Genomic DNA, 23163 nt, shown 5'->3' with positions numbered 1-23163 from the left:
CCCGAAAGCACCCCAGCCGAACGCGGCGGCCCATCCCCAAGGCGAGTCGCGCTCAGAACAACTCCCCCTGCTTTCCTCCCTCCCCCACCCGCTCGACAAGCCCGGCCGTCGTCACCGCGCCCTCGCCGACCCCGGCGAGGCACCACCCCGCGAGCCGCCGGGTGTCCAGCACGACGGTGCCCGGCTCCCCCGCGACGTCGAGGTGCACATCGGGCCCCGCGACGCCCCGTACTGTCCCCACGAGCACCGCCCCGCCCCGCAGCCCGCGCACGAGACCCCCGTACGGCAGCGGCAGTCCGAAGACGCCGCCGTGCTCCACGACCCCACCGGGCAGCGGCTCCACCGTCTCCGGCCACCCGGGCAGCTCCCGCGCCGCCCCGTGCACCCGTCCCAGCTCGGCCCGGCAGTCGCCGACGCTCGCGCGGGCCGCCCGCTTGCGCGCGTACGGAATCCGGTCCGGCACCCCCAGCCCGTGCCGCACCACCTCCTCGGCCCGCCGCGCCGCCATCAACGGGCCCTGCCCGAGCCAGCAGTACGCGAGCGCCCCCTGCTCCAGGAGCCGCACCCCCTCGCGTGCCACCCCCGTGATCCCGACCTTCACGAGCCCGGGCCCGAACCACGCCAGGTACACGCGGTACGGGCGTGGGTCATCCGCGTACGTATCGGCCGCCACCGACCGCACCCGGTCCAGCGCCGCGCACTCCTCGCACTGCGCCCGCGCACCCCCCTCCCCGAGCACGGCCTCCCGGCCGCACTCCCGCCACCGGCCGCCTCGCCACACCCCGAGACACCGTCGCTCACCCACCACCCGGAATCCGACCCGCTCCCCCGCGCCGAGACCGCTGACCCGCTCCCCCACCCACCGCAAGCCGACCCGCCCGGACGCCTCCCACCGCGCCCCGGCACACCACCACCCCGCACCACGCTCCATTGCGCCGACCGTAACGGAAGCCACCGACAACGGACCGCGCCTCCCGTCCCCAGAGGCCCACTCGGGACGCCGATCCTCGCGGTCCACGCGACGCGACACAGATCACGAATGGGCCACACCTTCTCCACATAACCCCCACATTCCCCACCGGCTCACTACCGTCGTCCCACTTCGCCAAAAGCTCCCCGGGGGGACGACATGACCAACCCGAACCCGTACGGCACGCCAGGGGCATCCACCACGGACCCCGGCCCCGCACGCCCGCTGCACAAGCGCGTCCTCGTCTGGGTCGGCGGTACGGCGCTCCTGCTCACCGGCGCGCTCATCGGCTCCGCCGGGGACGACGGCCAGGAGACCGTCGCGGCCAAGGCGGCACCCGCGACCACCGTGACCGCCCGGGCGACGGTCACCGCCACGGCCACCCCCGAACCCGCCCCCACCGTCACCAAGACGATGAAGGCCGAGCCGGCCCCCACCCCGACAGTCACCGTCACGGTCACCAAGACCGCACGAACGAGCACCACCACATCGGGCAGCGGCAGCGGCAGCGGCAGCGGTAACAGCAAGAGCACCGACGGCAGCGGCAGCGGTACCGCTCGCAGCAGCACCGGCACCTGCTCGATCGTCTCCAACGCGGGCAACTGCTACTCGGCGGGCCAGTTCTGCCGCAACAGCGACCACGGCGCCCGCACCACCACGGCCGCCGGCTCCCCGATCACCTGCTCCTACCGCTCGAACGCCTGGCGCTGGACGTACTGAGCCGGCGCACGGGGCGCGGGGCACAAGACACGGAACCACCAGACAGAACCGCCTGCGGCACCCCCCTGACAGGGCGGCCTCCCCCGGCGGCCCCCAGCGCGTCCGCCACAACACCGTTCAGGCGCACACGAAACGGACGTGAACAGAGGAGACGGACGTAAAACCGCCCACGCAACACGAAGAGGCCCCGGATTTCTCCGGGGCCTCTTCCCTGCTGTGCACTCGGTAGGATTCGAACCTACAACCTTCTGATCCGTAGCTCTAGACAGATCGGTCACCACCGGTCGTACCGGCTAATGACTGGCCGCTGAGGAACGCTACCGGACGGAGGCGGTCGGTGAGGTTGCTGTACTTCGGTGCTGTACGCCTGGCACTACTCGCTGCTGATCAACTCAACAGTTCGCACCGCGCTGCTTCGAACGCGGAGAATCACCGCTGGCACTCCCTGGCGGCGGGCGAAGAAGTCGATGAAGTCCCCTACCGTTGCGAAGCTTTCGGCCTCGACGAGGCGTGAGTCGCTGCGATCTTTATTGATCACGTATTTCTCCACGCCCTCAGCCCTTCGAGCTACGCGGGTCGTTCCCACGCGGGACGGTGTTCTGTTCCCGGACCTGGCCGTTCTTCCCCCGGATCCGCAGCTCGCCACCGCCCGCGTTGCTCAGGATCTCCTTCGCTCGCGCAGCAGCCTCAGCCTGGGTCGGGAAGATGGCGCTGGCCCGGTCCGCCTCGGGGTTGGTGACAGCCCATCCATCCTGGTGAGGCACTACGTCCCTGATCTTGGGGCGTTCAGACATGATGATTCCGTTTCCAAGACCAGGCACGGGATGACAACCGCCGCCTTGGCTACGCCAAGCGATGACGGTAGGGTCCCGAAGGCGCGACCAACGCATCAGGCCCCATGCCCATGCCCGACCTCAAGTTGGGCCCCGGCTGGGGCCTGTTTGGGTTTGACGGGATCAGTGAAGCATCCCCGACGGCCCATCAGCAACTCCCACCACAACATCTAGTAGTGAACCCGCGATGCACACCACTACATATGGTCTCGCGGACACAGCCGGACAACAGGATACGGTTCACCACCGACAGTTGAGGCCCGGCGACAGCTCGCGAACGCAGTGATCACACGCGTCGCTCCTTATGCTCACCACCCGCCCCGCTTCCATCCCGTCCGCCTTCGGCCCACACACCGTGGAGCGGGCGCGGTTCAGGGCGTCAAGGTGGAGCGCGCCACTGTACGAACGACCTTGACGCCCTGGGCCGTGGCTGCTCGCCTCTGGCTGGGCCGAAGGTGGGCGGGATGGAAGCTCCCCACGCTCACCCCGACGATGCCGGCGGACGCCCGAGCCGCCCCCTCCATCCCGGACGCATGAGCGCCCCCGCCGGAGGCACGTCTTTGACCGAAGCCCGGCCCCGGTTCGTCACGCATCGGCCCCGTGCGCACCCGTCCCCAGGGGCGCGCGTCGGCGGAGCGGGGCGGAGCGGGCCGGAGGCAGGAGCGGCGCCCCGGTGGAGCCGGGAGCGCGCCCGGCGGAGCGGAGCGCAGCCGGGTGCCTTGATGAAGTAGAGAAACCTGTAACAGCGGGCTGGCTGGATCGCCTCCTAGGCACGGCCTCGTGCGGATGATGCGCTGATGGGGTTACCGAGGCAACGGGGGAGGAACGGTGCGGGATATCGGTGATCTGTCGGCGCGGCGCCCTGGGGATGCGGTTCGGCGCAAGCTGATCGAGTTGGAGCCCAACCCTCTGAAACGGGCTATCGACCGACGACGGCCGAAGTCGGACCTCTGGAGTTGGTCGAGCGGGCTGGCGGGCGAACAGTTCACCGGCAAGCGTCTGAACCGCCTTCGCCGTCACGGCTGGTACGTCCTCCACGCGCTCCAGTGGCCGACCGGCACGGACGTAGATCACCTGGCCATCGGCCCAGCCGGGGTCTTCTCCATCAACTCCAAGCGCCACAAGGACAAGAAGGTCTGGTACGGAGATCGCGCCATCACCGTCAACGGCCGCTCGACCCCGCACATAGCGGCGAGCCTCGCTGAAGCACGGCGCGTCTCCGACCTCCTGTCGCGGCGCTGCGGCACGGCCATACCCGTACGTCCCGTGATCGCTGTCATAGACGCCGCCAAGGTCACCGTCAAGAACGCGAACCCGCCGGTCCTGGTGGTCGAAGCGCCGGAGATCGGGCGGCTTCTTTCTGGGCTCAGCCCGACCTTGGATCGAGACTTGATGACCCGCGTCTACGAGGTCGCCCGGCGCGAGGAAACGTGGCTGTCGCCTCGGTGAGGTTCAGGCGTCGAAGTCGTACTCCAGGATGTACGAGGCGGCGTCGAGCGTCATTTCGTTGATCTCGACGGGGCGGCCCTCGTCGGCGAACGCCGTGCGGCAGATGAGGATGACGGGCGTGCCGGCGGTGATGCCGAGTTGCCGTGCCTCGTCCTTCGAGGGCATCCGGGAGCGGATCTCCTCGCGGAAGTGCACGGGCTTGAAACCGAGGTCGGCCAGCCGTGCGTACGTACCGCCCGGCCCGGTGTTCTCCTCGGTGATCGCGGACCCCGCGACGATGCCCATCGGTAGGTAGCTCGTGGCCAGGAGGACCGGCTTGCCGTCGAGGACGAACCGGCGGCGTCGGACGCACACCGTGCCCTCCTCCTCCAGGTCGAGTACCACCCCGATGTGCTCGGGCGCGGCCTCCTCGGTCACCTGGACCTGATCGACCACGAGGTCGCGGTTCTCCGTGTCCGCCGACCAGATCGAGCGGCCCGAGCCCCACTGCTGCTGTGAAAGCCGCTGGATGCCCCGGCGCCGCAGGGGACGGAACGCGCGAACGAAGACGCCGGCGCCCTTGCGGGATTCCGCGATGCCCTCGCTCTGCAACACCCCGAGCGCCTGCCGGGCGGTCATGCGCGCCACGCCGTGCGCGTTCATGAGGTCGTTCTCACCAGGAAGCCGATCACCTGGGACGTACTCGCCTGCCTGAATCGCTTCCCGCAATGTGTCCGCGATCCGCTGGTACTTCGGCCGACGGTCGCCGTCGGTGCTGGCCATGGGTAGCCCTCCTCTCTTCTCTAGACAGCCTAGGGCAAAGGTCCGTCACCGCATCTCGCGCGCCTTGCCGATCTTCGACCAAACGAACCTCTCTATACATCCCTCTTGACGTCTCTAGAGATCTGCCCTTCACTGGAGATGTCTAGAGAGGTTGCGAACGGCAGCCTCCTCGAACAAGGGATGAGCTATGGCCGTCTTCAAGATCGACCTTTCGACCGCGATCGTGTTCGTGGCGACCGCGCCGGTGCCGAAGCTCGTGAACAAGCAGACCGGGGAGCGGGCGGTGGACCGGGAGACCGGTGCCGGGCTCTCCACGGTGGGGCTGCTGATCTCGGACGACGGAGAGGGGAACCTCTACCAGGTGACCGTGCCGGAGACGGGCGTCTCGTCGGACCTCGCGCCGGGTTCGCCGGTGTCGGTGACGGGGCTCAAGGCGCGGGACTGGGAGAACGAGTTCAACGGCCAGAAGCGGCACGGGATCTCGTTCCGCGCCGTCGCGGTGACCAGTCTGGCGGGTGCGTGAGCCATGCCGGATCTGTCGCTGTGGCTCGAAGCCTCCGGGGCATTGTCGGCCGCCGGCGGGCTCGGGGTCGCGAAGTACCGGGCGCCGCGCCTGTACTGGTCCACGGTGGGCCTGCCGCTCGCCTCGGCCCGGTTCACCTGGACGTACTCGTCGGTGATGGACGTGTGTGACCTGACGGTTCAGCCGTCGCGGCTGCGGGCGTTCATGGTCCGCAACGTCGCTCACCGTGAGGTGCAGCCGGTTCCGCCGAAGGTGCGCCGCCTGCGCGGTACCTCGACGGGGCTGCGGGTGACGTTGCGGCTCCCGGCCGGTCTGGAACCCGCCGACGTGGCCGCCGCCTCGGAACGCCTTCGGCACGCCTGGGGCGTCCACTCGGTGACCGTGGTCCCGACGAAGCCCGGGTTCGTGGAACTGCGGATGACCGGCTACGACGTACTGCGCCGGGTGCGGATGCCGCGCCGCTCGCCCAAGGGCAAGGGCCCGGTGGTCCCGGTGGCGCTGCGGGAGGACGGTACCGCGTTCGTACGGGACTTCCGGCAGGTGCCGCACTCGCTGACGCTGGGGGCGAACCAGTCGGGCAAGTCGATGTACCAGCGCAACCTGGTCAAGGGCCTCGCGCCGCTGCCGGTCGCGGTGGTCGGGATCGACTGCAAGCACGGCGTCGAACAGTCCGCCTACGCCCCGCGCTTGTCCGCACTGGCCACCACCCCCGACGACGCGGACCGGCTCCTGTCCGTCCTCGTGGCGGAGATGGAGGCGCGGTTCGACCTGATTGCCTCGCACGGGGCCTCGGACGTGTGGGAGCTGCCCGCGAAGTTGCGGCCGGTGCCGCTGGTGGTGCTCGTGGACGAGGTGGCGGAACTCTTCCTCACCGCCTCGCGCAAGGACGAGGAGCGGCGGGAGCGGCTGGTCACGTCGTTGATCCGGCTGGCGCAGATGGCCCGTGCGGTCGGGATGTATCTGGAGGTGTGCGGGCAGCGCTTCGGCTCCGAGCTGGGCAAGGGCGCCACGATGCTCCGCGCACAGCTCACCGGGCGGGTTGTGCACCGCGTCAACGACAAGCAGACCGCCGAGATGGGCCTTGGGGACGTTGCCCCGGACGCCGTACCGGTCGCCACGTCGATCCCGCCGGACAGGCCCGGCCTCGCGGTCGCCGCCGACTCCTCCGGGGGCTGGTCCCGCATCCGCACCCCGCAGACGACACAGGCCGAAGTGGTCGCCGTCTGCCGGGAGTTCGCCCACCTCGTCCCCGACAGCCTGCCCGCCCTCGACCCGTTCCGCCCGCCCGTCCCCGCGACCCCGGACACGGTTCCGGCCCCGGTCGTGCGGCCCCGCCCGGTGACGGAGTGACCGCCATGACCAGGAAGAAGACGCCGCCGGCGCCCGCCGCGTGCGAGGTGTGCCAGGGCTCCGGAGTGGTCGCGGTCGCCGTCCGAGTCGGTCGCAAGCGCCGCGTGGTCGGCAAGCAGGACGGCATGTGCCTCAGCTGCTTCGGCAGCGGCGAAGCCTCCCCGACCACTCCCGCGAAGGAGTGAACCGCCCTGTCCCGTATGCGAGTTGATGCGGTGCTCGTGCAAGCGGTCATCGCCGGGGCCCTGTCCTTCGCCCACATCCACGACGTGGCGGACGCGGCCGGGCAGGACGGGTGGAAGGCGTGGGCCTATCCGATCTCGGTGGACCTGCTCCTTGTCGCCGCGTGGCGTCGGCTGCGGACCTCACGCGGGGACCGCACGGCCTGGACGTGGTTCGGGATCGCCCTGACCGCCTCCCTCGGCGCCAACGTCGCCACCGCCGGTCTCCTCGACCTCGTGCACGTCCCCGCCTGGCTGCGCATCCTCGTCGCCGGCTGGCCCGCGCTCGCCTTCCTCGGCGGAAGCCTCCTCATCCACCACACCACCCCGACCCCCGCACCCGACCCCGAACCGGCGCCCCCGGCCCCGGCCCCGGCCCCGGCGGAAGTCGAGATCGACCGCGAGGAGGAACCGGCCCCGGCCGCACTCCCCGCCGCCGACCCCGCACCCGCACCGGCCGTTGAGCCGCCACCCGCTCCGAAGCCGTCCGCCCCCGGTGTTCCGCCCGCGCTGCTCGATCACGCGCGCAAGGTCGCGGACGCCCACCGCGCCGCCTCCGGCGAACCGATCCCCGCCGCCACGCTCCGGGCCCGCCTCGGCCTGCCCGAAGCCCTCGCCAACGCCGTCACCGCCGAACTCCAGCTCACCTGAGCCAAGGGAGACACCGTGCCCGTGCCCAACCGCTACCGCCGCACGATCCGGATCGGACCCGTGCAGGTCGGCACCTACTACGACCGCCACGGCACCGCCCGGCACACCGCCGCCTGCACCGCCCCTGGCTGCGGCTTCTCCGCCGACTACCGCGACCGCTCCGCCGCCGAACTCGCCGCCCGCACCCACCACTGCAAGCCCTGACCGGAAGGAACCACCACCGTGTTCACGCCGAAGTACCCGCCCCACGACACCCCGCCGACCACCCCGACCGTCCCCGTGGACGGCACCGTCCCGGTCCCCGTGCAGGCCCCGGCCCCGGCGCCCGTGCCGGTCTCGCGGTCCACGGTCCAGCTCACCCCGGCCGCCGTCATCACGGTCGCCGCCGGCGGGACGGCCGCCGTCCTTGTCGTCGGGACCGTCCTGGTGTCCATGCTCCTCGCGGTCGCCATCACCGGGGTCTCCGTCGCCGTGGTCGCCGTCGTCCTGCGCCTGCTCCTCAACGACCTGCGCAAGGGCCGGTGAGCCCGGTGGACGCCACCGCCCTCGCGGCCGTCGTCCCGGTCGTCGGCTGGGCCACCCACTCCGGCTACCTCATCCGCAGCCTGGCCACCGCCCGTCGCGACCCGCTCACCGACCTTCCCACCCGCGCCGCCTTCACCGCCCGCGCGTCCCGGCTCCTCGCCAAGTCCCCGAACGCCGTCGTCCTCCTGGTGGACCTGGACGACTTCAAGGCGATCAACGACACGTACGGGCACGACGCCGGTGACGCGGTGCTCACCGCGACCGCTCAGCGCCTCGCGCTCTGGGCCGGACCCCACGGGATCGCCGCCCGCCTCGGCGGGGACGAGTTCGCCGCCGCCGTCCCCGACCTCGCCCGCACCCCCGGCCCCCGCGCCCTGGGCTGGGCCCTCAACCAGCCCGTCACCCACCACGGCACCCGGCTCCCGGTCGGCGCCTCGGCGGGCTTCTGCCACCGCCACGACCTGCCCGTCCCGGACCTGTCCGCCGCCCTCACCCACGCCGACGCCGCCATGTACGCGGACAAGGACAGGGGCCGTCGCGGCAGGCGCAACACCCACAACTGACCAACCCCCGGAGCGGCCTCGGTCGCCAAACTTCCGCCGCTCCGGGGCGCACCCCACCAGCCAAGAAACCAGAGAGGTACGTGCACCATGATGCCCCAGCCCTACCCCGTCATGCCCATTTGCGGCGCCTGCGACGGCTTCGCGGTCGCCCACATCACCAGCGGCCAGACGACCCCCACCGGGCAGCGCCACACCCTCCCCGTCGTCTGCCCCGCCTGCCACGGAACCGGCACCACGACCCGCACCGCCCCCGCCCCCGTCACGGCCGGGCGGTGACCGGCATGGCCTTCCTCGACTGGCGCTCGCCCGAGCACTACGACCACAACGGCGACAAGCCCTGCGTGATCTGCACGAAGCCGACCCCTCTGCGTTCCGACCGGGGCAAGCCCGTCCACAAGATCTGCGCCGAGGAGTGGATCGACGCCCACACCCCGAAGGACGAGGGGGGCAAGGCGTGACCCACCCCGCCCTCACAGCGGCGGGCCTGACCCCGGCCATCCTCACCGACGTGTGCAGGGTGGCCGGGGCCCCCGGCTTCGACCGCTGGCAGGACCAGACGCGCCGCACCGGCGGCTGCGCCGACCCGATCCGACTCGCCGGCGGCACCAAGACCCTCGACGCCGCCACTCGCCAGGTCCTCCACGCCTACACCACCGACCACGAACCCGGCGCCGTGCTCCGCGTCGCCTGCGGCAACCGCCGCGCCTCGCGCTGCCCCTCCTGCGCCCGCACCTACAGCGCCGACACGTACCACCTGATCCGCGCCGGCCTCACCGGCGACCCCGACAAAGGCACCCCGCACACCGTGCGCGACCACCCCCGCGCCTTCATCACCCTCACCGCTCCCAGCTTCGGCCCCGTCCACAACCGCCCCCGCACCGGCCGCTGCCGCTGCGGCACCACCCACCCCGACGACGCCCCCGAACTCGGCACCCCGCTCGACGCGGACACCTACGACTACGCCGGTGCCGTCCTGTGGAACAACCACGCCGGACAGCTCTGGCGCTACCTCACGATCTACCTGCCGCGCGAACTCGCCAAGCGCGCCGGCCTCACCCAAACCGACCTCAAAGCACAGCTCCGGGTGTCGTACGGGAAGGTCGCCGAGTACCAGAAACGCGGCGCCATCCACTTCCACGCCGTCGTACGCCTCGACGGCCCCGAAGGACCCGACACCCCGCCCCCGCCGTGGGCCACCCTCGATCTCCTCGAAGACGCCTTCCGGGCCGCCGCCACCCGGGCGGCCGTCGATGTCCCCGCCGCCGGTGACCAGCCCGCCCGCACCCTGCGCTGGGGCACGCAGCTCGACGTGCGCCCCATCGTCGCCTTCGGCGCCGGCGAAGACCTCACCGAACAGGCCGTGGCCTCCTACGTCGCCAAGTACGCCACCAAAGCCGCCGAGACCACCGGCACCGTGGACCGCCGCATCGGCAGCAAAGACGCCCTCGACCTCCTCGGCGTACCCGAGCACCCCGCCCGCCTCATCGCCGCCTGCCTCGACCTGCACCCCCTCTACCCGGACTTCAAGCTCCGCGACTGGGCCCACATGCTCGGCTTCCGCGGCCACTTCTCCACCAAGTCCCGCCGCTACTCCACCACCCTCGGCGCCCTGCGCCAGACCCGCGCCGACTACCGCGCCGCCCAGCAACGCGAAGCCCTCGGCCTGCCCGACCCCGACGACGCCGAAGCCACCACCCTCACCGTCGCCCACTGGGCCTACGCCGGCCACGGCCACACCCCCGGCGAATCCTGGCTCGCCGCCCGCATCGCCCACGAGATCCACACCAACCGCGAAACCGCCCGCGAAGAACTCGCCCAACTCGCCCACGAGGAAGGGGACATGGCATGACCGCTGTCGTGATCCAGCGCAAGTGGCACACCACCGCCGAGGTTGCCGAGATGCTCGGCTTCGGCCTGTCCAAGACCAAAATGCTCGTGCTCACCGGAGAGATCCGCTCGGTGAAGATCGGGCGCAACCGCCGCATCCTCCCGGCCTGGGTGGACGAGTACGTCAGCCGCTGCGCTGAGGCCGCCGAGGAGTGGTCCGCATGAGCGGCAAGCGCGGCAACGGTGAAGGCTCGATCTACCCGTACAGGAACGGCCACGCCGCCTACGTCTGGGTCACCAAACCGGACGGCAAGCGCGCCCGCAAGTACGTCTACGGCAAGACCCGCGAAGAGGTCCACGACAAGTGGATCAAGCTGCACGCGGACGCGAAGAAGGGCCCCGTGGCCACGAGGCACCGTACGCTCTCCGCCTTCCTGGCGTACTGGCTGGACGAGATCGTCAAGCCGAATCTGGCGCCGTTGACGTACGTGTCGTACGAGGGCTCAGTGCGGCTGTACATCAACCCGCACCTCGGACAGAAGCGGCTCGACAGGCTCACAGTCCGGGACGTTCGCGAGTGGATCAACAAGCTTGCCGGTAGTTGCCAGTGCTGCGCGCAGGGCAAGGATGCGAAGCGTCAACCCTCAGCTCAGCGATGCTGCGCCGTGGGCGACTGCTGCGAGACTCACCCGTCGAAGCGGGTTGTGCAGGCGGCCCGTGACGCCCTTCGAGCGGCCCTCACCCACGCTGTGACCGAGGAGGAGATCAACAAGAACGTGGCCTCCCTGGTCAAGGTTCCCAAGCCCCGGCGCAAGAGGATCAAGCCTTGGTCCGTGACCGAGGCGGGCCGCTTCTTGGCCGACTGCGCCGCTCGTGGAGATCACCTGTTCGCGGCCTGGGTGCTCGTGCTCTGCCTCGGCCTGCGTCGAGGGGAAGTGCTGGGTCTGACCTGGAAGTCGGTTGATTTCGAGGCGGGTGAAATCTATGTGGATCACCAGATCCAGCGGGCCCAACGTCAGATCCTGCACCGCCAGACCAAGACGGAGGAGTCGGACGACTTCATGCCGCTGCCCGCCCTGTGCCTCAAAGCGCTCAGGATGCGTCGGGCTCAGCAGCTCGGAGACCAGAAGGCCGCAGGTGATCTCTGGCAAGACACAGTCGGCCTCGTCTTCACCACGAAATACGGCACCCCGATCGAGCCGGGCAACCTCACCCGCATGTTCGCCCTCCGAGCACTTCGCGCCGGCGTCCGGGTCATCCCGCTGCGAAACACGCGGCACACGGTCGCGGCGCTGCTGGTTGTTCTCGGCGTGCACCCGAAGATCGCTCAGCGCATCCTTCGGCACTCGCAGATCGCCATGACGATGGAGGTCTACGCGGAGGCAAGTGACGAAGACGTGCGGGCCGCACTCGGCAAGCTGTCCGACGCGATGGGCGGTACCGGCTGAGCGGTTGCTGTACTTCGTTGCTGTACGGCACGACAAAGCCCCTCCCGGATGAACCGGGAGGGGCTTCGACCTGTGTGCACTCGGCAGGATTCGAACCTGCAACCTTCTGATCCGTAGTCAGATGCTCTATCCGTTAAGCTACGAGTGCTTGTGCTCAGCTCCCGGGTTTTTGTCCCCCGGCTGCCTTGCGAGAACAACATTACATGAAGGTCGGCCGGACGCGAAATCCGTATCGCGCGCCCGGCCTGAGCTGGGCGTACGGCTGTTTTCGGTGGTCGCCCGCGAGCGCCGGATCAGGGCCTCGGAGCAGGCCCGGAGCCGCCTTCTTGGACACCCCGCTCCCGTGCCGGGAACGCCGCAGGGCCCCGTCGTCCTGGGGACGAGCGGGGCCCTGCGGGTGCTGCGGAGGCGGAGGGATTTGAACCCTCGATGGGGGGTAAGCCCCAAACCGCATTAGCAGTGCGGCGCCATAGACCGGACTAGGCGACGCCTCCAAAAGCCACACCTGCCTGCGAGCAAGCGCCTGCGGGTGCGTGGAGATGATGACACAGCCGTGCGGGCTGCCACCAATCGGCACCCACGGTACTAGGCGGCAAGGGGTGGGGCAAAGAGCTTTCGGCTCTCGTTCGACCGGCCTCCGCAGGGGCGCGTGTTCTGTTCGACCGCCCTCCCGAGGGGCGCGTGTTTCGTTCGACCGCTCCCCGCGGGGCGCGTGTCCTCCGCCCTCCCTCTCCCGTTGTGCACCCTGATGCGGAACGGGGCCACCGTGCCGCGCGCCGCGCCGAGCGAGGGTTCATGTCCGTCTTCCGTCCGCCCGCTCCCCGTACCGCCCTGCTCCTCGCCGGCTGCCTCCTCGGGCTCGGCGCCTGGGCCGGGCCGGCCGCCGCCGTCTCCGCGCCCGGGCCGGTCGGGGGCGACCGGCTTCTCGTGGAAGTGAAGGAGGACGGCGGGTCCGTCACGCGGTACGAGCTTCGCTGCCACCCCACCGGGGGCGACCATCCCGACGCCGGGGCGGCCTGCGCGCGGCTCGACGAGGTGACCGTGTGGGGGCGCGACACCTTCGCGCCCGTACCGCCTGACGCGATCTGCACGATGCAGTACGGGGGACCGCGCACCGCGCATGTCCGCGGGGAGTGGGCGGGGCGGCCCGTCGACACCACGTTCACACGGGCCAACGGGTGCGAGATCGCGCGCTGGGACCGGCTCGTACCGCTACTGCCCGCGCAGGGCGGTCCGGGGACGAGCGCCGCCTAGAACCGTGCGCCACGCGCGGCCCGGCGCCCGGCCCCCACACGCGGCTCAGCGCACGTCCCCACCCGTGACCTGACCCGCACGGCCCCGCGCCGCGAAGCTCCCGCCCGCGACCCGACACAGCCTTGGCGCGGCCCGACACCGCTTCCGCGCCGCCCACCACCGCTTCCGCGTCGCCCGTCGCCGCTTCCGCGCGGGATGCTCACGACTTCCTCGTACGACCGCCCGCGGCTCCCTCGTACGAGCGAGCGCGGCTGCCCGTAGACTCCCAGGCGTGACACGTCGCGGACCGCGCGGCACGATGGCCCAGGCGGGCCGCCGGCGGGACGGTCCGGGAGGGCAGGGCGGGGAGCCGCGGGTGCGGTCCTCGTGGAACGGCAGGGAGGAACGTTCGTCGTGAGCAGCAGGCCATCCCGGGGCACTGCTCGCCTCGCAGCCATACTCGATTCCCTCCCCGACGCCCTCGTGCTCGTCAACACGAACGGCACGGTCGTCAACGCGAACACCATCGCTCTCCAGGCTCTGGAGTCCCCGGGTACGGCGCTCGTCGGACGCGGACTGCTCGATCTCCTCCCGCAGTTCGACTCCCGGCTCATCCCGGGCTCGATGCGCCGCCCCGACGCGCAGGACGAGCGCGGCCGTACGAAGCCGCTGCGGATGATCGCGCGGCGCACGGACGGCGGCGAGTTCCCCGTCGAGGTCACGAGCGCGAGCATCAACCCGGAGGCGCAGTCCCCGGGGGCGTATTCGGGTCCGTACGAGGACGCTTCGCGCTATTCCGGCGACGAGTTGCTGATGATCGTGATTCGCGATCTGACCGGGACTGTCGATACCGAGGCCGAACTCGCCCGTTCGCAGCGCCAGACGGAGATGATCCTGCGCGCGGCGGCCGAAGGCGTCGTCGGTACGGACACCGAGGGCCACGTCGTCCTCGTCAACCCGGCGGCGGCGCAGATCCTCGGGCACCGCGCGAGCGACCTCGGCGGACGCGAACTGCACCCGCTCGTGCTGCACTCGCGCGCCGACGGCACCCCCTTCCCGTACGCCGAGTCGCCGCTCGCCGACACGCTCCGCTCCGGGCGCAAGCACCGCGTGCGCGGGCAGGTGCTGTGGAACAAGAAGGGCGAGAAGGTCCCCGTCGACCTCACGACGGCACCCGTGCGCGACGGCGATCAACTCGTCGGCGCCGTCATGACCTTCACCGACCGGCGCGCCTACGAGGAGCTGGTCGAGCGGCACGCGGCGGAGAGCGCGGAGACGCGCGAGAGCCACACGAACGAGGTGGCGGGGCTGCGCGAGAGCCACGCCGCCGAGGTCGCGGAGCTGACCGAGGGCTACGAGGCGCGGATCGCCGAGCTCGACGCGCGGCACGAGGAGGCCGTCGCGCAGGCGCAGGACCGGTACGCGGCGCTCGCCGAGCGCGAGAAGGACCGTTTCGAGGCGCTTGCCGCCCGGCACGAGCAACTTCTTGCCGTTCTGGAGACCTCTTTGCGCGGGCCGCTCGACGAACTGCGGCGCGAACTGGGGACGCTCGCGGCCGATCCGGCCGGTCAGTTGTGGCCGGAAGCGAACCAGATCCTGCACCATCTGACCGCTGGTTATTCGCGGATGACCACGCTGGTCGACAACGTGCTCAGTTATCAACGGCTCGACGTCGGCACGGACACGCTGCACCGCCGCAACGTCATGCTCGACGCGGTCGTCCAGGCGGGCGTCGACGGGGCGGTCGAGCTGATCGGCCCCGGACGCGCGCAGTTCGCGGTGCACGCGCCGCCGATCGAGGCGCAGGTCGACCCGGAGCGGCTCGCGACGGCGCTCGCGCACCTCGTCGCCGACGTGGCGGGCATCGACGCGACGGGCAACGCGCGCCAGGGGCTCGTCAACACGGGCTGGGTGGACTCCACGATCGTGGTAGCGGCGGCGCAGCGCGGTGACGCCGTACGGATCGAGGTGCGCGGCCCCTACCCGGGCGGCGACCCGGTGCACGGGCCGATCGTCACGGGCATCGTGCGCGCGCACGGCGGCGTCCTCCAGTCGCACACGGTTCCGGGCATGGGCGGCGCGACGTACGTACTCGACGTGCCGCTCGGCGAGGGCGCGGGCGCGGTGGCGGTGGCGGCACCGCTCGCGCCGGGGGCCGAAGCGGGCGCGGACGACGGTACGGACGGGGGCGGTGCCGGTACGGGAGCGGCCGAGGGCACGGGCGACCCCGACAGCACGACGAGCGGGCACGGGCGGCGGCGGGCGCGTCGTTCCTCCGTGGACGCCTTCCTGGAGAGCGACGTCGAGGCGGCGAAGGCACGGCCGACCGGGCGGCGGCGGAGGCCGTCGCCCGAGAGCGCGGCCGGCCCGGACGCCGAGGACACGGCCGGCGGGGCCGCGGGGGCGGTCGCGCTTCCGGCTCCCGGTGAGGTGCGGTCCGGTGCCGGGGGCGGCTCGCCGTTCGCGCTGCCCGCGGGGACGTCGGGCTCTCCCGGCGCGGCCCTCGCGGTCGCTGGTCCCGGTGGGGCCGCCGACGGCAGGGGGCACACCTTGCCGCACGGCGCGGTCGTGACCGCGGCCGAGCACGCCGCGGGGACCGCCGCGGCCTCCGCCTCGCTCGGCCCGGTGAGCGTGCCCCCGGGCGGGATGCCGGTACGGGTCGGGGCCGCGCAGTCGGCGCTCGCTCCCGCGCTGCCGCTCGCGGCCGGGCCCGAGGCGGGGAGCGCGCAGCCGCTCGCTGTCGAGGCGGCTCCCGCCGAGACCACCGGGGCTCCGCAGGGGCGCAGGGCGCGACGTGCGGCGGCGCGGGCCGCCGAGGAGGCGGCGGTCGCGGCGGAGACCGGGCCCCGCATGCCGTTCGCGCTGCCACCGGCGGCGGGTGACGCGGAGGCCGCGGCGCCGACGCCCGTACCCGTCCCCGCCCTTCCGGCTCCCCTGCCGCAGCCCGCGGCCGTTCTCGGCTGGGACGCGGCCGAAGTCGTGTCCGAAGCCCCGTCGCCCGCCGTGCCGGGGGGTGCGCACGGCGTGATGCAACCGCCGATCGCCGCGCCGCCGCAGCCGGTGGCGCAGCCCGTCGCCCCGCCCGTGGCGCGGCCGGAGGCCGGGCCCGCCGCCGCGCAGGGGCCCACGACGAACGCGGTGGGAGCCGGGCAGCCACTCGGCGGTGCCGCCAACCCGCCCGCCGACCCGATGACCGCTCCGGTCGCTGGCCCGGCGGCCGATCCCGCTGCCGCCCCGCCCGTGGAGTCGGCCGACGCCTCGCCCGACGCCACGCCCGCCGAATCACCGAAGACGCTCTCCCAGCCGCTGCCAGCCGAGGAGCCGATGGCGGGACACGAGGAGCCTCACCAGGGTGCGACGACGCGGAGCGGGCGGGCGTTCAGCGTGCGCACGCTCGGCGCGGGGGTGCCCTTCGACGAGGGCATCAACGGGCCGCACCCGGCGGCGGGGCAGTTGCCCGCGCAGGCGGCGCAGCAGTTGCGCCAGGCGCGGCTCGCGCGGCGTCAGGGCCAGCCCGCGCCCGGCACGGCGCCGGGCACGCCCGCGCACGGCACCGGGTCCAGCGGTTCCGGCAGGCGGCGCAAGCTCGCGACGCCGCAGGACCGCGAGGCGACGACGGGAACGACGACGACCGGTACGGGTACGGCGGGTGCCGCGCGGCCCGCGCCGCACAGCGGCGACCAGGAGGGCACCGGGGCGCGCCCGCACCCGGCCTCCGCCGCCTCCGCGCCGCACCCGCCGCTCGCGGCGCCCCCGCTGCCCCCCGTACCGCCGCACACCGCGCCCGCTCACACCGTGCCGGCGCAGAGCGGGCCGGCGCAGCCCGTACCGCCGCGCCCCGTCGAGGCGCCCACGCCCGCGGCCGCTGCGGCGCCGCAGCGCCTCGCCGGGCAGGAGCACGGGCGCTCGTACGCGATCGGGGCGCCGGACGCGGGGGCCGAGGGGCCCGAGCCGCTCGACGGGCCGAACGGGGCCGTCGAGGTCGCGAACCGGCCCGCGCCGCGTCCGCAGGACGACGAACTGCCGCCCGAGCCGCTCGACAACCCGCGACGGCTGCTCGTGTGGCCCGCGCCCGACGCCTCGACGCAGGCCGCGCTGAGCGACCGGGGCTACCGTCCTGTCGTCGTCTCCTCGCGCGACGAGGTGGACGCGCAGATCGCCGCCTTCCCGGCCGCGCTCTTCGTCGACCCGCTCACCGGTCCGATCACGCGCACGGCGCTCCAGTCGCTGCGGCAGGCGGCCGTCGCGGCGGAGGTGCCCGTCCTCGTGACGGCGGGGCTCGGGGCGGCGGCGCGCGAGGCGGCGTACGGCGCCGATCCGGCCGTGCTGCTCAAGGCGCTCGCTCCGCGCGACAGCGAGCAGCACCCGCCGCGCGTCCTCCTCGTCGAGGAGCGCGAGGAACTGGCGGGCGCGCTGACGGCCGCGCTCGAACGGCGCGCGATGCAGGTGACGCGGGCCGCCGACGACGCGCAGGCGGTCGCCGCCGCGAGCCAGGTGCCGCCGAACCTCGTCGTCCTCGACCTCATGCAGGTCCGCAGGCGCCGCGCCGGGATCATCGACTGGCTGCGCGCGAACGGCCAGCTCAACCGCACCCCGCTCGTCGTCTACACGGCGCCGGGCATGGGCCCGGGCGAACTGGCGGGCCTCGCGACCGGCGAGGCGGTCCTCTTCCTCGCGGAACGCTCGACGAGCGAGGAAGTGCAGACGAGGATCGTGGATCTGCTGGCGAAGATCGGGACGAACTAAGGCGATTCGGTACGGGTGCGGAAACGAGTCCGCGCCCGGCGGAACGCGCTCCCGCCCGGCCTTGCGTCAACCCTCCGCCCGCGCACTCACACGAAAGGGGCGAATCCGCACCGGATTCGCCCCTTTCCGGCACTCCGGACCGATCTCAGACGTCTGTGCGAACGACGACGTCGAGTGTGCGCGGTCCGTGCACGCCCTCGACGCGTTCGAGTTCGATGTCCGAGGTGGCGGAGGGGCCGCTGATGAGAGTGGTGGGACGGCCGGGGACGAGGCGCGCGATCGCCTCGGGGACCCCGACGGTGACGGTCGAGAGGTTCACGACGCACACGTGCAGGTCGGGGACGAGGCTCAGAGCGCGGCGGCCCTGGTCGGCGCTGCCGTCGAGGAAGATCGTGCCGGTCTCGGCGCAGGTCACGGCCGACGCGGTCAGGACGCCGTCGAGTCCGCCGAGCGCGGGCGCGGGCACGTCCGGGCTGTCGGTGCGCGCCTCCCCCTCGAAGTCCGCGAGCCAGGCGCGGTCGAGCCCGGCGGGGACGCCGACAAGGCGGGCACCGCGGCTACGGAGCACTTCGGCGACGGTCGCGGCCGTCCCGGCGGCGGTGCAGGGGTGCACGTATGCCTTGTAGTCGAGGAGCCGGTCCGTCAGGAGGGCGAGCCGCTCGTCGTCCGGGAGCGTACGGCCCGTGCGGTAGGCGCGGGGGACGGTCACCGGGTCCTTCGGCGCGAGGGCGAGGGCGTCCCGGACGCGGGAGAGGACGGTCTCGCGCGCGGTGCCCGTACGGGCGGTGGTGGTCTCGCTCATGCCTTCTCGCCCTTGTCCTGGTCGCCGTGGTCGTGGTGGGTTTCGGTGTCGGCGCGGGCGGACGCACCGGCCGCCTCGGCCGCCGTACGGGACGCCTCGCCCTCCGCCTTCGCCGCGCTCAGCGCCTCGCGGCCCTCCGGCGAGTCGAGCCAGCGGCGGAAGCTGCGCTTGGGCGGGGCGGGGGTGTCGCGGCTGTCGCTCCAGCCGTCGAACGGCGGCGGGAAGTGCTTGATCTTCTCGTCGCGGCCGGCGAGGACGCGCCCGAGCCCGGCGGCGCGTTGGGCGCTCGTGTAGAGGCCGGGGCGGGCCATGACGGCCGCCGCCGCCTTCATCGCGAGCGATTCCGCCGTCGTGCCCGCCTGTTCGGTCTTCTGGTGGCGCAGTTCGACGAGCAGCGAGGGGATGTCGATCTTCACGGGACAGGCGTCGAAGCAAGCGCCGCACAGGCTCGACGCGTACGGCAGCGAGGCGTTCGGGTCGTCCTTGGCCGCGTCCATGCCCGCGAGCTGCGGGGTGAGGACGGCGCCGATCGGGCCCGGATAGGTCGATCCGTAGGCGTGGCCGCCCGCGCGCTCGTAGACGGGGCAGACGTTGAGGCAGGCCGAGCAGCGGATGCAGTGCAGCGCCTCGCGGCCGATCTTGTCCGCGAGCGCGGCGGTCCGGCCGTTGTCGAGGAGCACGAGGTGGAACTCCTGCGGCCCGTCGTCCTCGCTGACGCCGGTCCACAGCGAGGTGTACGGGTTCATGCGCTCGCCGGTCGAGGAGCGTGGCAGGAGCTGGAAGAAGACCTCCAGGTCCTGGTGGCTGGGGAGGACCTTCTCGATGCCCATGACGGTGATGAGCGTCTCGGGCAGCGTCAGGCACATGCGGCCGTTGCCCTCGGACTCGACGACGGCGAGCGTGCCGGTCTCGGCGATGCCGAAGTTGGCGCCGGAGACGGCGACCTTCGTCGTCATGAACTTCTCGCGCAGGTAGGCGCGCGCGGCGGCGGCGAGTTCGGCGGGGACGGAGGTCAGCTCCGGGTCGACACCGGGAATCTCCTTGAGGAAGATCTCGCGGATCTCCTCGCGGTTGCGGTGGATCGCGGGGACGAGGATGTGCGAGGGCTTGTCGTGGGCGAGCTGGACGATCAGCTCGGCGAGGTCGGTCTCGTGGGCGGTGATGCCCTCGGCCTCCAGGTGCTCGTTGAGCCCGATCTCCTGCGTGGCCATCGACTTGACCTTGATCACCTCCTCGCTGCCCTTGGCGCGCACGAGGCGGGTGACGATCTCGTTCGCCTCGACGGCGTCGCGCGCCCAGTGGACGGTGCCGCCGCGCGCGGTGACCCGCTCCTCCAGCTCTTCGAGGAGTTCCGGGAGGCGGTTGAGGGTGTCCGACTTGATCGCGGCGCCCGCGTCGCGCAGTCGCTCCCAGTCGGGGAGTTCGGCGGTGACCGCGAGTCGCTTGGCGCGGATCGTGTGGGTCGCGTTGCGGAGGTTGCCCCGCAGCTGGGTGTTCTGGAGTTCGGTGTGCGCGGCCTTCGGGAACTTCTTGTCGCCGCGCAGGTTGCCCGCGCCGTAGGGGGCGCGGGGCGGGGCGCTGGGCAGGCCGAGGAACGTCGTGCTCATCGGGTCACCTCCGGGGTGGTGGCGCGGGCGCCGGCGGGGGTCGCGCTCGCGGTGGCCGGGACGCCCGGCAGGACGTACGGGGTCGTACGGGTCGAGGCGAGGATCTGCGCGAGGTGGAGGGTGCGCGTACCGGCCCGGACGCGGGAGAGGCCGCCGCCGATGTGCAGGAGGCAGGAGGAGTCGCCCGCCGTGCAGACGTCGGCGCCCGTCCCGGTGACGTTGCCGACCTTGTCCGCGAGCATCGCCGAGGAGGTGTCCGCGTTCTTGACCGCGAAGGTGCCGCCGAAACCGCAGCAGGAGTCGGCCTCGGGCAGTTCGACGAGGTCCAGGTCCTCGACGGCGCGCAGGAGCTTCAGCGGCTTCTCTCCTACGCGCAGCATCCGCAGCGAGTGGCAGGTGGGGTGGTACGTGACGCGGTAGGGGAACCAGGCGCCGACCTCGGTCACGCCGAGCACGTCGACGAGCAGCTCGGAGAGTTCGTACGTCTTCGCCTTGACGGTCGCGACGCCCTGGCGCAGCGCGGCGTCGCCGTAGCGCTCGGCGACGAGCTCGTGCTGGTGGCGCACGGAGCCGACGCAGGAGCCGGAGGGCATCACGACGGCGTCGAGCGAGGAGTCGCCGAACTGTTCGGCGAAGTTGCGCACGAGGGGGACCGGTTCGCGCTGGTAGCCGGTGTTGACGTGCATCTGCCCGCAGCAGGTCTGCCCGGGCGGGAAGACGACCTCGTGGCCGAGCCGGGTGAGCAGCACGGCCGTCGCGGAGACGGCGTCGGGGAACATCGTGTCGCCGAGGCAGGTGGCGAAGAGTCCGATGCGCATGAGGACCTTCCCGTACGCGGCCCGTACCCGGGCGGTGCCGTACGTGGGCAGTATGAACGATTTACGGTCCGACCATACCGCCGTAGAACCCTAAAAGGCAGAGAGAAGCCACAGGCGGAGACAATGAGTGGTCGACAACACTTTGGTCGGACCTTATTGACATGAGACTTCAGAGAGTGCGCTACTACTCGGTAGTTCACCTTCAGCCACATCCGACGCCCCGTCCCCCATGACGCGCGAGCGACCGGCTCCCGCCTGCCCGAACGGCGGCGGCCCGGTCCCCAGATGCCGACCGGGCGGTCTGGCGGGAGCGGCGGCGCACAGACTCGATGAGGAGCATCCTGTGGCCTCCCTGCTGACGGCCCTCGCGGCCACGGGCGCCGGGCCCGTCCTCGGTGCCCCGGCCCCGGAACCGGCCGTGCCCGGCCTCCCGGCACCGGGTACCGCGACCTCCGGCCTCTCCCTGGCCTCGTACACCCCGGACGTGCACGCCATCGGCGGCAACCTCGCCGGGACCGCGCTGCTCGGGCTCGTCCCGCTCGCGGTCTTCTTCGTGCTCCTCATGGTCGTGCGCCGCTCCGCCCTCCAGGCGGCCCTCGGGGCCCTCGTCACCGCGCTGCTCGTCGGCATCCTCGGTATGGGCATGCCCGTCCAACTGGGTCTGCTCTCCGCGAGCCAGGGCCTGCTCAACGGCCTCTTCCCGATCATGCTCATCGTGGTCGCGGCCATCTGGTTCTACGAACTGACCGTCGTCAGCGGCCGGTTCGAGGACCTGCGGCGCTGCTTCAACGCGGTCGGGCGCGGGGACCTCCGTATCCAGGCGATGCTCATCGCCTTCTGCTTCGGCGGTCTGCTCGAAGCGCTCGCCGGTTTCGGCGCACCTGTCGCCATCACCGCGGCGATGCTCATGGCGCTCGGTCTGCCCAAGCTCAAGTCCGCGATCACCGTGCTCGTCGCGAACACCGCTCCCGTCGCCTTCGGCGCCATGGCGATCCCGGTCACGACGGCCGGGAACCTCACCGGCATCCCGCCGGAGGACATCGCCGCCGTCATCGGACGGCAGAGCCCGCTCCTCGCGCTCTTCGTGCCGCTGCTGCTCCTCACCCTCGTCGACGGCCGGCGCGGACTCCGTCAGCTCTGGCCCGTCGCGGTCGTCGTCGGCCTCGTCTTCGCCGTCGCCCAGTACTGGTGCTCGGCGCACTTCGCCTACGAACTCACCGACGTCGTCGCCTCCCTCGCCGGCTTCGCCGCGGGCGTGCTGATGCTGCGCTGGTGGAAGCCGCGCACGCCGGACGACCAGCGCTCCCAGGTCGAGGCGGAGCGGCTGCCCGCGCGCCGCGTGACGCTCGCCGTGCTCCCGTACGTCCTCGTCATCGCGGTCTTCGCGATCGCCAAGATCAACGTCGGCGGGCTGGACATGCCCGACATCCTGAGCGTCGCGAACATCAAGTGGGAGTGGCCGGGACTCTACGGCGAGATCCTCACCTCGGACGGCAAGCCCTCGACGAGCCCGATCTACTCGCTCGAAGTGCTCTCCAACCCGGGCACGCTGCTGATCATCTCGGGCATCCTCGTGACGATCGTCTACAGCCTGGTCAAGGACAAGGACGAGTACCCCATGTCGGCGAAGCTCAGCGTGCTCACCGCCGGGCGCACGGTCGTCAACATGCGCGGCGCGATCGCCACGGTAGCGACCGTCCTGATGCTCAGCTACGTCATGAACCAGTCGGGCCAGACGGTCGCGATTGGTACGTGGCTCGCGGCGGCGGGCGGCGCCTTCGCCTTCCTCTCGCCGATCCTCGGCTGGCTCGGCACTGCCGTCACCGGCTCGGACACCTCCGCCAACGCGCTCTTCGCGACACTCCAGCAGACGGCGGGCCACAAGGCGGGCATCGACCCGACGCTCCTCGTCGGCGCCAACTCCTCCGGCGGCGTGGTCGGCAAGCTCGTCAGCCCGCAGAACCTCACGATCGCCGCGACGGCGGTCGAGGAACCGGGCAGCGAACGCATCCTGCTCCGCAAGGTCGCCAAGTACAGCCTCGCGATGCTGCTCGCGCTGTGTGTACTGGTCTATCTCCAGTCCACGTCCGTGCTGTCGTGGATGCTGCCGTGAGG

Annotated in this window: 24 protein-coding genes and 2 tRNA genes; 17 read left to right on the top strand and 9 right to left on the bottom strand. The window is 72.1% G+C overall.

The annotated features are described in order from the left end of the window. Nucleotides 1–52: 52 nt before the first annotated feature. Nucleotides 53–931, bottom strand: a complete 879-nt coding sequence (locus ACIP4O_RS01075; RefSeq protein WP_401569989.1) for a DUF2797 domain-containing protein — start codon at nucleotides 929–931, stop codon at nucleotides 53–55. A gap of 198 nt (nucleotides 932–1129) precedes the next feature. Between ACIP4O_RS01075 and ACIP4O_RS01070 the strand changes: the two genes are divergently transcribed. Beyond that, nucleotides 1130–1690, top strand: coding sequence for a hypothetical protein (locus ACIP4O_RS01070; RefSeq protein ID WP_401569987.1), 561 nt, complete (start codon nucleotides 1130–1132; stop codon nucleotides 1688–1690). 373 nt (nucleotides 1691–2063) lie between these two features. Here ACIP4O_RS01070 and ACIP4O_RS01065 read toward each other — a convergent pair whose 3' ends face one another. Both ACIP4O_RS01065 and ACIP4O_RS01060 read right to left on the bottom strand, forming a co-directional pair. Then, nucleotides 2064–2240, bottom strand: coding sequence for a hypothetical protein (locus tag ACIP4O_RS01065; protein WP_401569985.1), 177 nt, complete (start codon nucleotides 2238–2240; stop codon nucleotides 2064–2066). A gap of 4 nt (nucleotides 2241–2244) precedes the next feature. Beyond that, the gene (locus ACIP4O_RS01060) at nucleotides 2245–2484 is read right to left on the bottom strand and encodes a DUF2188 domain-containing protein (RefSeq protein ID WP_401569982.1); all 240 of its coding nucleotides are present in this window, start codon (nucleotides 2482–2484) and stop codon (nucleotides 2245–2247) included. A gap of 867 nt (nucleotides 2485–3351) precedes the next feature. On the opposite strand from ACIP4O_RS01060, the gene ACIP4O_RS01055 reads away from it, so the two are divergent. Continuing rightward, the gene (locus ACIP4O_RS01055) at nucleotides 3352–3972 is read left to right on the top strand and encodes a nuclease-related domain-containing protein (RefSeq protein WP_401569980.1); all 621 of its coding nucleotides are present in this window, start codon (nucleotides 3352–3354) and stop codon (nucleotides 3970–3972) included. A gap of 3 nt (nucleotides 3973–3975) precedes the next feature. Here the strand turns inward: ACIP4O_RS01055 and ACIP4O_RS01050 are convergent, their stop codons facing one another. Beyond that, entirely contained in the window at nucleotides 3976–4734 is a 759-nt protein-coding gene (locus tag ACIP4O_RS01050; RefSeq protein WP_401569977.1) for a GntR family transcriptional regulator, read from the bottom strand. Nucleotides 4735–4921: 187 nt separating this feature from the next. Between ACIP4O_RS01050 and ACIP4O_RS01045 the strand changes: the two genes are divergently transcribed. From ACIP4O_RS01045 to xerC, 12 genes are all read left to right on the top strand, one after another. Further along, a complete protein-coding gene (locus tag ACIP4O_RS01045) occupies nucleotides 4922–5257 on the top strand; it encodes a hypothetical protein (RefSeq protein ID WP_007824776.1) in 336 nt (111 codons plus the stop codon). A 3-nt stretch (nucleotides 5258–5260) separates the two neighbouring features. Beyond that, nucleotides 5261–6607, top strand: a complete 1347-nt coding sequence (locus tag ACIP4O_RS01040; RefSeq protein ID WP_401569976.1) for an FtsK/SpoIIIE domain-containing protein — start codon at nucleotides 5261–5263, stop codon at nucleotides 6605–6607. A gap of 5 nt (nucleotides 6608–6612) precedes the next feature. Beyond that, a complete protein-coding gene (locus ACIP4O_RS01035) occupies nucleotides 6613–6792 on the top strand; it encodes a hypothetical protein (RefSeq protein WP_401569973.1) in 180 nt (59 codons plus the stop codon). 6 nt (nucleotides 6793–6798) lie between these two features. Beyond that, nucleotides 6799–7479 (top strand): DUF2637 domain-containing protein, encoded by a 681-nt coding sequence (locus ACIP4O_RS01030; protein WP_401573754.1) that lies wholly within the window; start codon nucleotides 6799–6801, stop codon nucleotides 7477–7479. A gap of 15 nt (nucleotides 7480–7494) precedes the next feature. Further along, nucleotides 7495–7683 (top strand): mobile element transfer protein, encoded by a 189-nt coding sequence (locus ACIP4O_RS01025; protein ID WP_009067238.1) that lies wholly within the window; start codon nucleotides 7495–7497, stop codon nucleotides 7681–7683. 18 nt (nucleotides 7684–7701) lie between these two features. Beyond that, the gene (locus tag ACIP4O_RS01020) at nucleotides 7702–8004 is read left to right on the top strand and encodes a SpdD protein (protein WP_401569970.1); all 303 of its coding nucleotides are present in this window, start codon (nucleotides 7702–7704) and stop codon (nucleotides 8002–8004) included. Between the two features lie 5 nt (nucleotides 8005–8009). Continuing rightward, a complete protein-coding gene (locus ACIP4O_RS01015; RefSeq protein WP_401569967.1) occupies nucleotides 8010–8567 on the top strand; it encodes a GGDEF domain-containing protein in 558 nt (185 codons plus the stop codon). A gap of 87 nt (nucleotides 8568–8654) precedes the next feature. After that, nucleotides 8655–8843 (top strand): hypothetical protein, encoded by a 189-nt coding sequence (locus ACIP4O_RS01010; protein ID WP_401569965.1) that lies wholly within the window; start codon nucleotides 8655–8657, stop codon nucleotides 8841–8843. Nucleotides 8844–8848: 5 nt separating this feature from the next. Further along, a complete protein-coding gene (locus tag ACIP4O_RS01005; RefSeq protein WP_401569962.1) occupies nucleotides 8849–9025 on the top strand; it encodes a hypothetical protein in 177 nt (58 codons plus the stop codon). Then, on the top strand, nucleotides 9022–10416 hold the full coding sequence (gene repSA, locus ACIP4O_RS01000; protein WP_401569960.1) for a replication initiator protein RepSA: 1395 nt from the start codon (nucleotides 9022–9024) through the stop codon (nucleotides 10414–10416). The genes ACIP4O_RS01005 and repSA overlap by 4 nt, the downstream gene beginning before the upstream one ends. Next, the gene (locus ACIP4O_RS00995; RefSeq protein ID WP_401569958.1) at nucleotides 10413–10619 is read left to right on the top strand and encodes an excisionase family DNA-binding protein; all 207 of its coding nucleotides are present in this window, start codon (nucleotides 10413–10415) and stop codon (nucleotides 10617–10619) included. The genes repSA and ACIP4O_RS00995 overlap by 4 nt, the downstream gene beginning before the upstream one ends. Next, nucleotides 10616–11842 (top strand): tyrosine recombinase XerC, encoded by a 1227-nt coding sequence (gene xerC, locus ACIP4O_RS00990; RefSeq protein WP_401569955.1) that lies wholly within the window; start codon nucleotides 10616–10618, stop codon nucleotides 11840–11842. The genes ACIP4O_RS00995 and xerC overlap by 4 nt, the downstream gene beginning before the upstream one ends. 75 nt (nucleotides 11843–11917) lie before the next feature. Here the strand turns inward: xerC and ACIP4O_RS00985 are convergent. Both ACIP4O_RS00985 and ACIP4O_RS00980 read right to left on the bottom strand, forming a co-directional pair. Then, nucleotides 11918–11990, bottom strand: a tRNA-Arg gene (locus ACIP4O_RS00985). A gap of 255 nt (nucleotides 11991–12245) precedes the next feature. Next, nucleotides 12246–12336: transfer RNA gene (locus ACIP4O_RS00980), tRNA-Ser, on the bottom strand. 301 nt (nucleotides 12337–12637) lie between these two features. Between ACIP4O_RS00980 and ACIP4O_RS00975 the strand changes: the two genes are divergently transcribed. Next, entirely contained in the window at nucleotides 12638–13096 is a 459-nt protein-coding gene (locus tag ACIP4O_RS00975; RefSeq protein ID WP_401569952.1) for an SSI family serine proteinase inhibitor, read from the top strand. Nucleotides 13097–13489: 393 nt separating this feature from the next. Then, entirely contained in the window at nucleotides 13490–17821 is a 4332-nt protein-coding gene (locus ACIP4O_RS00970; RefSeq protein ID WP_401569949.1) for a PAS domain-containing protein, read from the top strand. Between the two features lie 145 nt (nucleotides 17822–17966). Here the strand turns inward: ACIP4O_RS00970 and ACIP4O_RS00965 are convergent, their stop codons facing one another. From ACIP4O_RS00965 to ACIP4O_RS00955, 3 genes are read right to left on the bottom strand one after another with little or no spacing between them, the layout of a single operon-like run. Further along, nucleotides 17967–18623, bottom strand: a complete 657-nt coding sequence (locus ACIP4O_RS00965; protein ID WP_401569946.1) for a lactate utilization protein C — start codon at nucleotides 18621–18623, stop codon at nucleotides 17967–17969. Then, nucleotides 18620–20230 (bottom strand): LutB/LldF family L-lactate oxidation iron-sulfur protein, encoded by a 1611-nt coding sequence (locus tag ACIP4O_RS00960; RefSeq protein ID WP_401569943.1) that lies wholly within the window; start codon nucleotides 20228–20230, stop codon nucleotides 18620–18622. The genes ACIP4O_RS00965 and ACIP4O_RS00960 overlap by 4 nt, the downstream gene beginning before the upstream one ends. Then, nucleotides 20227–21048 carry a (Fe-S)-binding protein gene (locus ACIP4O_RS00955; protein WP_401569940.1) on the bottom strand — a complete coding sequence of 274 codons (822 nt, stop codon included), beginning with the start codon at nucleotides 21046–21048 and terminating at the stop codon, nucleotides 20227–20229. Before ACIP4O_RS00955 ends, ACIP4O_RS00960 begins: the two co-directional genes overlap by 4 nt. Nucleotides 21049–21391: 343 nt before the next feature. On the opposite strand from ACIP4O_RS00955, the gene ACIP4O_RS00950 reads away from it, so the two are divergent. Then, a complete protein-coding gene (locus tag ACIP4O_RS00950; RefSeq protein ID WP_401569938.1) occupies nucleotides 21392–23161 on the top strand; it encodes an L-lactate permease in 1770 nt (589 codons plus the stop codon). The last annotated feature ends 2 nt before the right edge of the window (nucleotides 23162–23163 follow it).

The organism is Streptomyces sp. NPDC088923 (assembly GCF_044749745.1).
Taxonomy (GTDB): Bacteria; Actinomycetota; Actinomycetes; order Streptomycetales; family Streptomycetaceae; genus Streptomyces.
The sequence above is the reverse complement of the archived record's forward strand: the minus strand, read 5'-3'. Positions and strand labels throughout refer to the sequence as shown.

Excerpts from the sequence above, each read along its gene's own strand:
- ACIP4O_RS00995 (WP_401569958.1), top strand. The coding sequence starts at position 10,413 with ATGACCGCTGTCGTGATCCAGCGCAAGTGGCACACCACCGCCGAGGTT.
- ACIP4O_RS00955 (WP_401569940.1), bottom strand. The coding sequence starts at position 21,048 with ATGCGCATCGGACTCTTCGCCACCTGCCTCGGCGACACGATGTTCCCC.
- ACIP4O_RS01045 (WP_007824776.1), top strand. The coding sequence starts at position 4,922 with ATGGCCGTCTTCAAGATCGACCTTTCGACCGCGATCGTGTTCGTGGCG.
- ACIP4O_RS00960 (WP_401569943.1), bottom strand. The coding sequence starts at position 20,230 with ATGAGCACGACGTTCCTCGGCCTGCCCAGCGCCCCGCCCCGCGCCCCC.
- xerC (WP_401569955.1), top strand. The coding sequence starts at position 10,616 with ATGAGCGGCAAGCGCGGCAACGGTGAAGGCTCGATCTACCCGTACAGG.
- ACIP4O_RS01035 (WP_401569973.1), top strand. The coding sequence starts at position 6,613 with ATGACCAGGAAGAAGACGCCGCCGGCGCCCGCCGCGTGCGAGGTGTGC.
- ACIP4O_RS01040 (WP_401569976.1), top strand. The coding sequence starts at position 5,261 with ATGCCGGATCTGTCGCTGTGGCTCGAAGCCTCCGGGGCATTGTCGGCC.
- ACIP4O_RS01050 (WP_401569977.1), bottom strand. The coding sequence starts at position 4,734 with ATGGCCAGCACCGACGGCGACCGTCGGCCGAAGTACCAGCGGATCGCG.
- ACIP4O_RS01005 (WP_401569962.1), top strand. The coding sequence starts at position 8,849 with ATGGCCTTCCTCGACTGGCGCTCGCCCGAGCACTACGACCACAACGGC.
- ACIP4O_RS01010 (WP_401569965.1), top strand. The coding sequence starts at position 8,655 with ATGATGCCCCAGCCCTACCCCGTCATGCCCATTTGCGGCGCCTGCGAC.
- ACIP4O_RS00965 (WP_401569946.1), bottom strand. The coding sequence starts at position 18,623 with ATGAGCGAGACCACCACCGCCCGTACGGGCACCGCGCGCGAGACCGTC.
- ACIP4O_RS01075 (WP_401569989.1), bottom strand. The coding sequence starts at position 931 with ATGGAGCGTGGTGCGGGGTGGTGGTGTGCCGGGGCGCGGTGGGAGGCG.
- ACIP4O_RS00975 (WP_401569952.1), top strand. The coding sequence starts at position 12,638 with ATGTCCGTCTTCCGTCCGCCCGCTCCCCGTACCGCCCTGCTCCTCGCC.
- ACIP4O_RS01060 (WP_401569982.1), bottom strand. The coding sequence starts at position 2,484 with ATGTCTGAACGCCCCAAGATCAGGGACGTAGTGCCTCACCAGGATGGA.
- ACIP4O_RS01070 (WP_401569987.1), top strand. The coding sequence starts at position 1,130 with ATGACCAACCCGAACCCGTACGGCACGCCAGGGGCATCCACCACGGAC.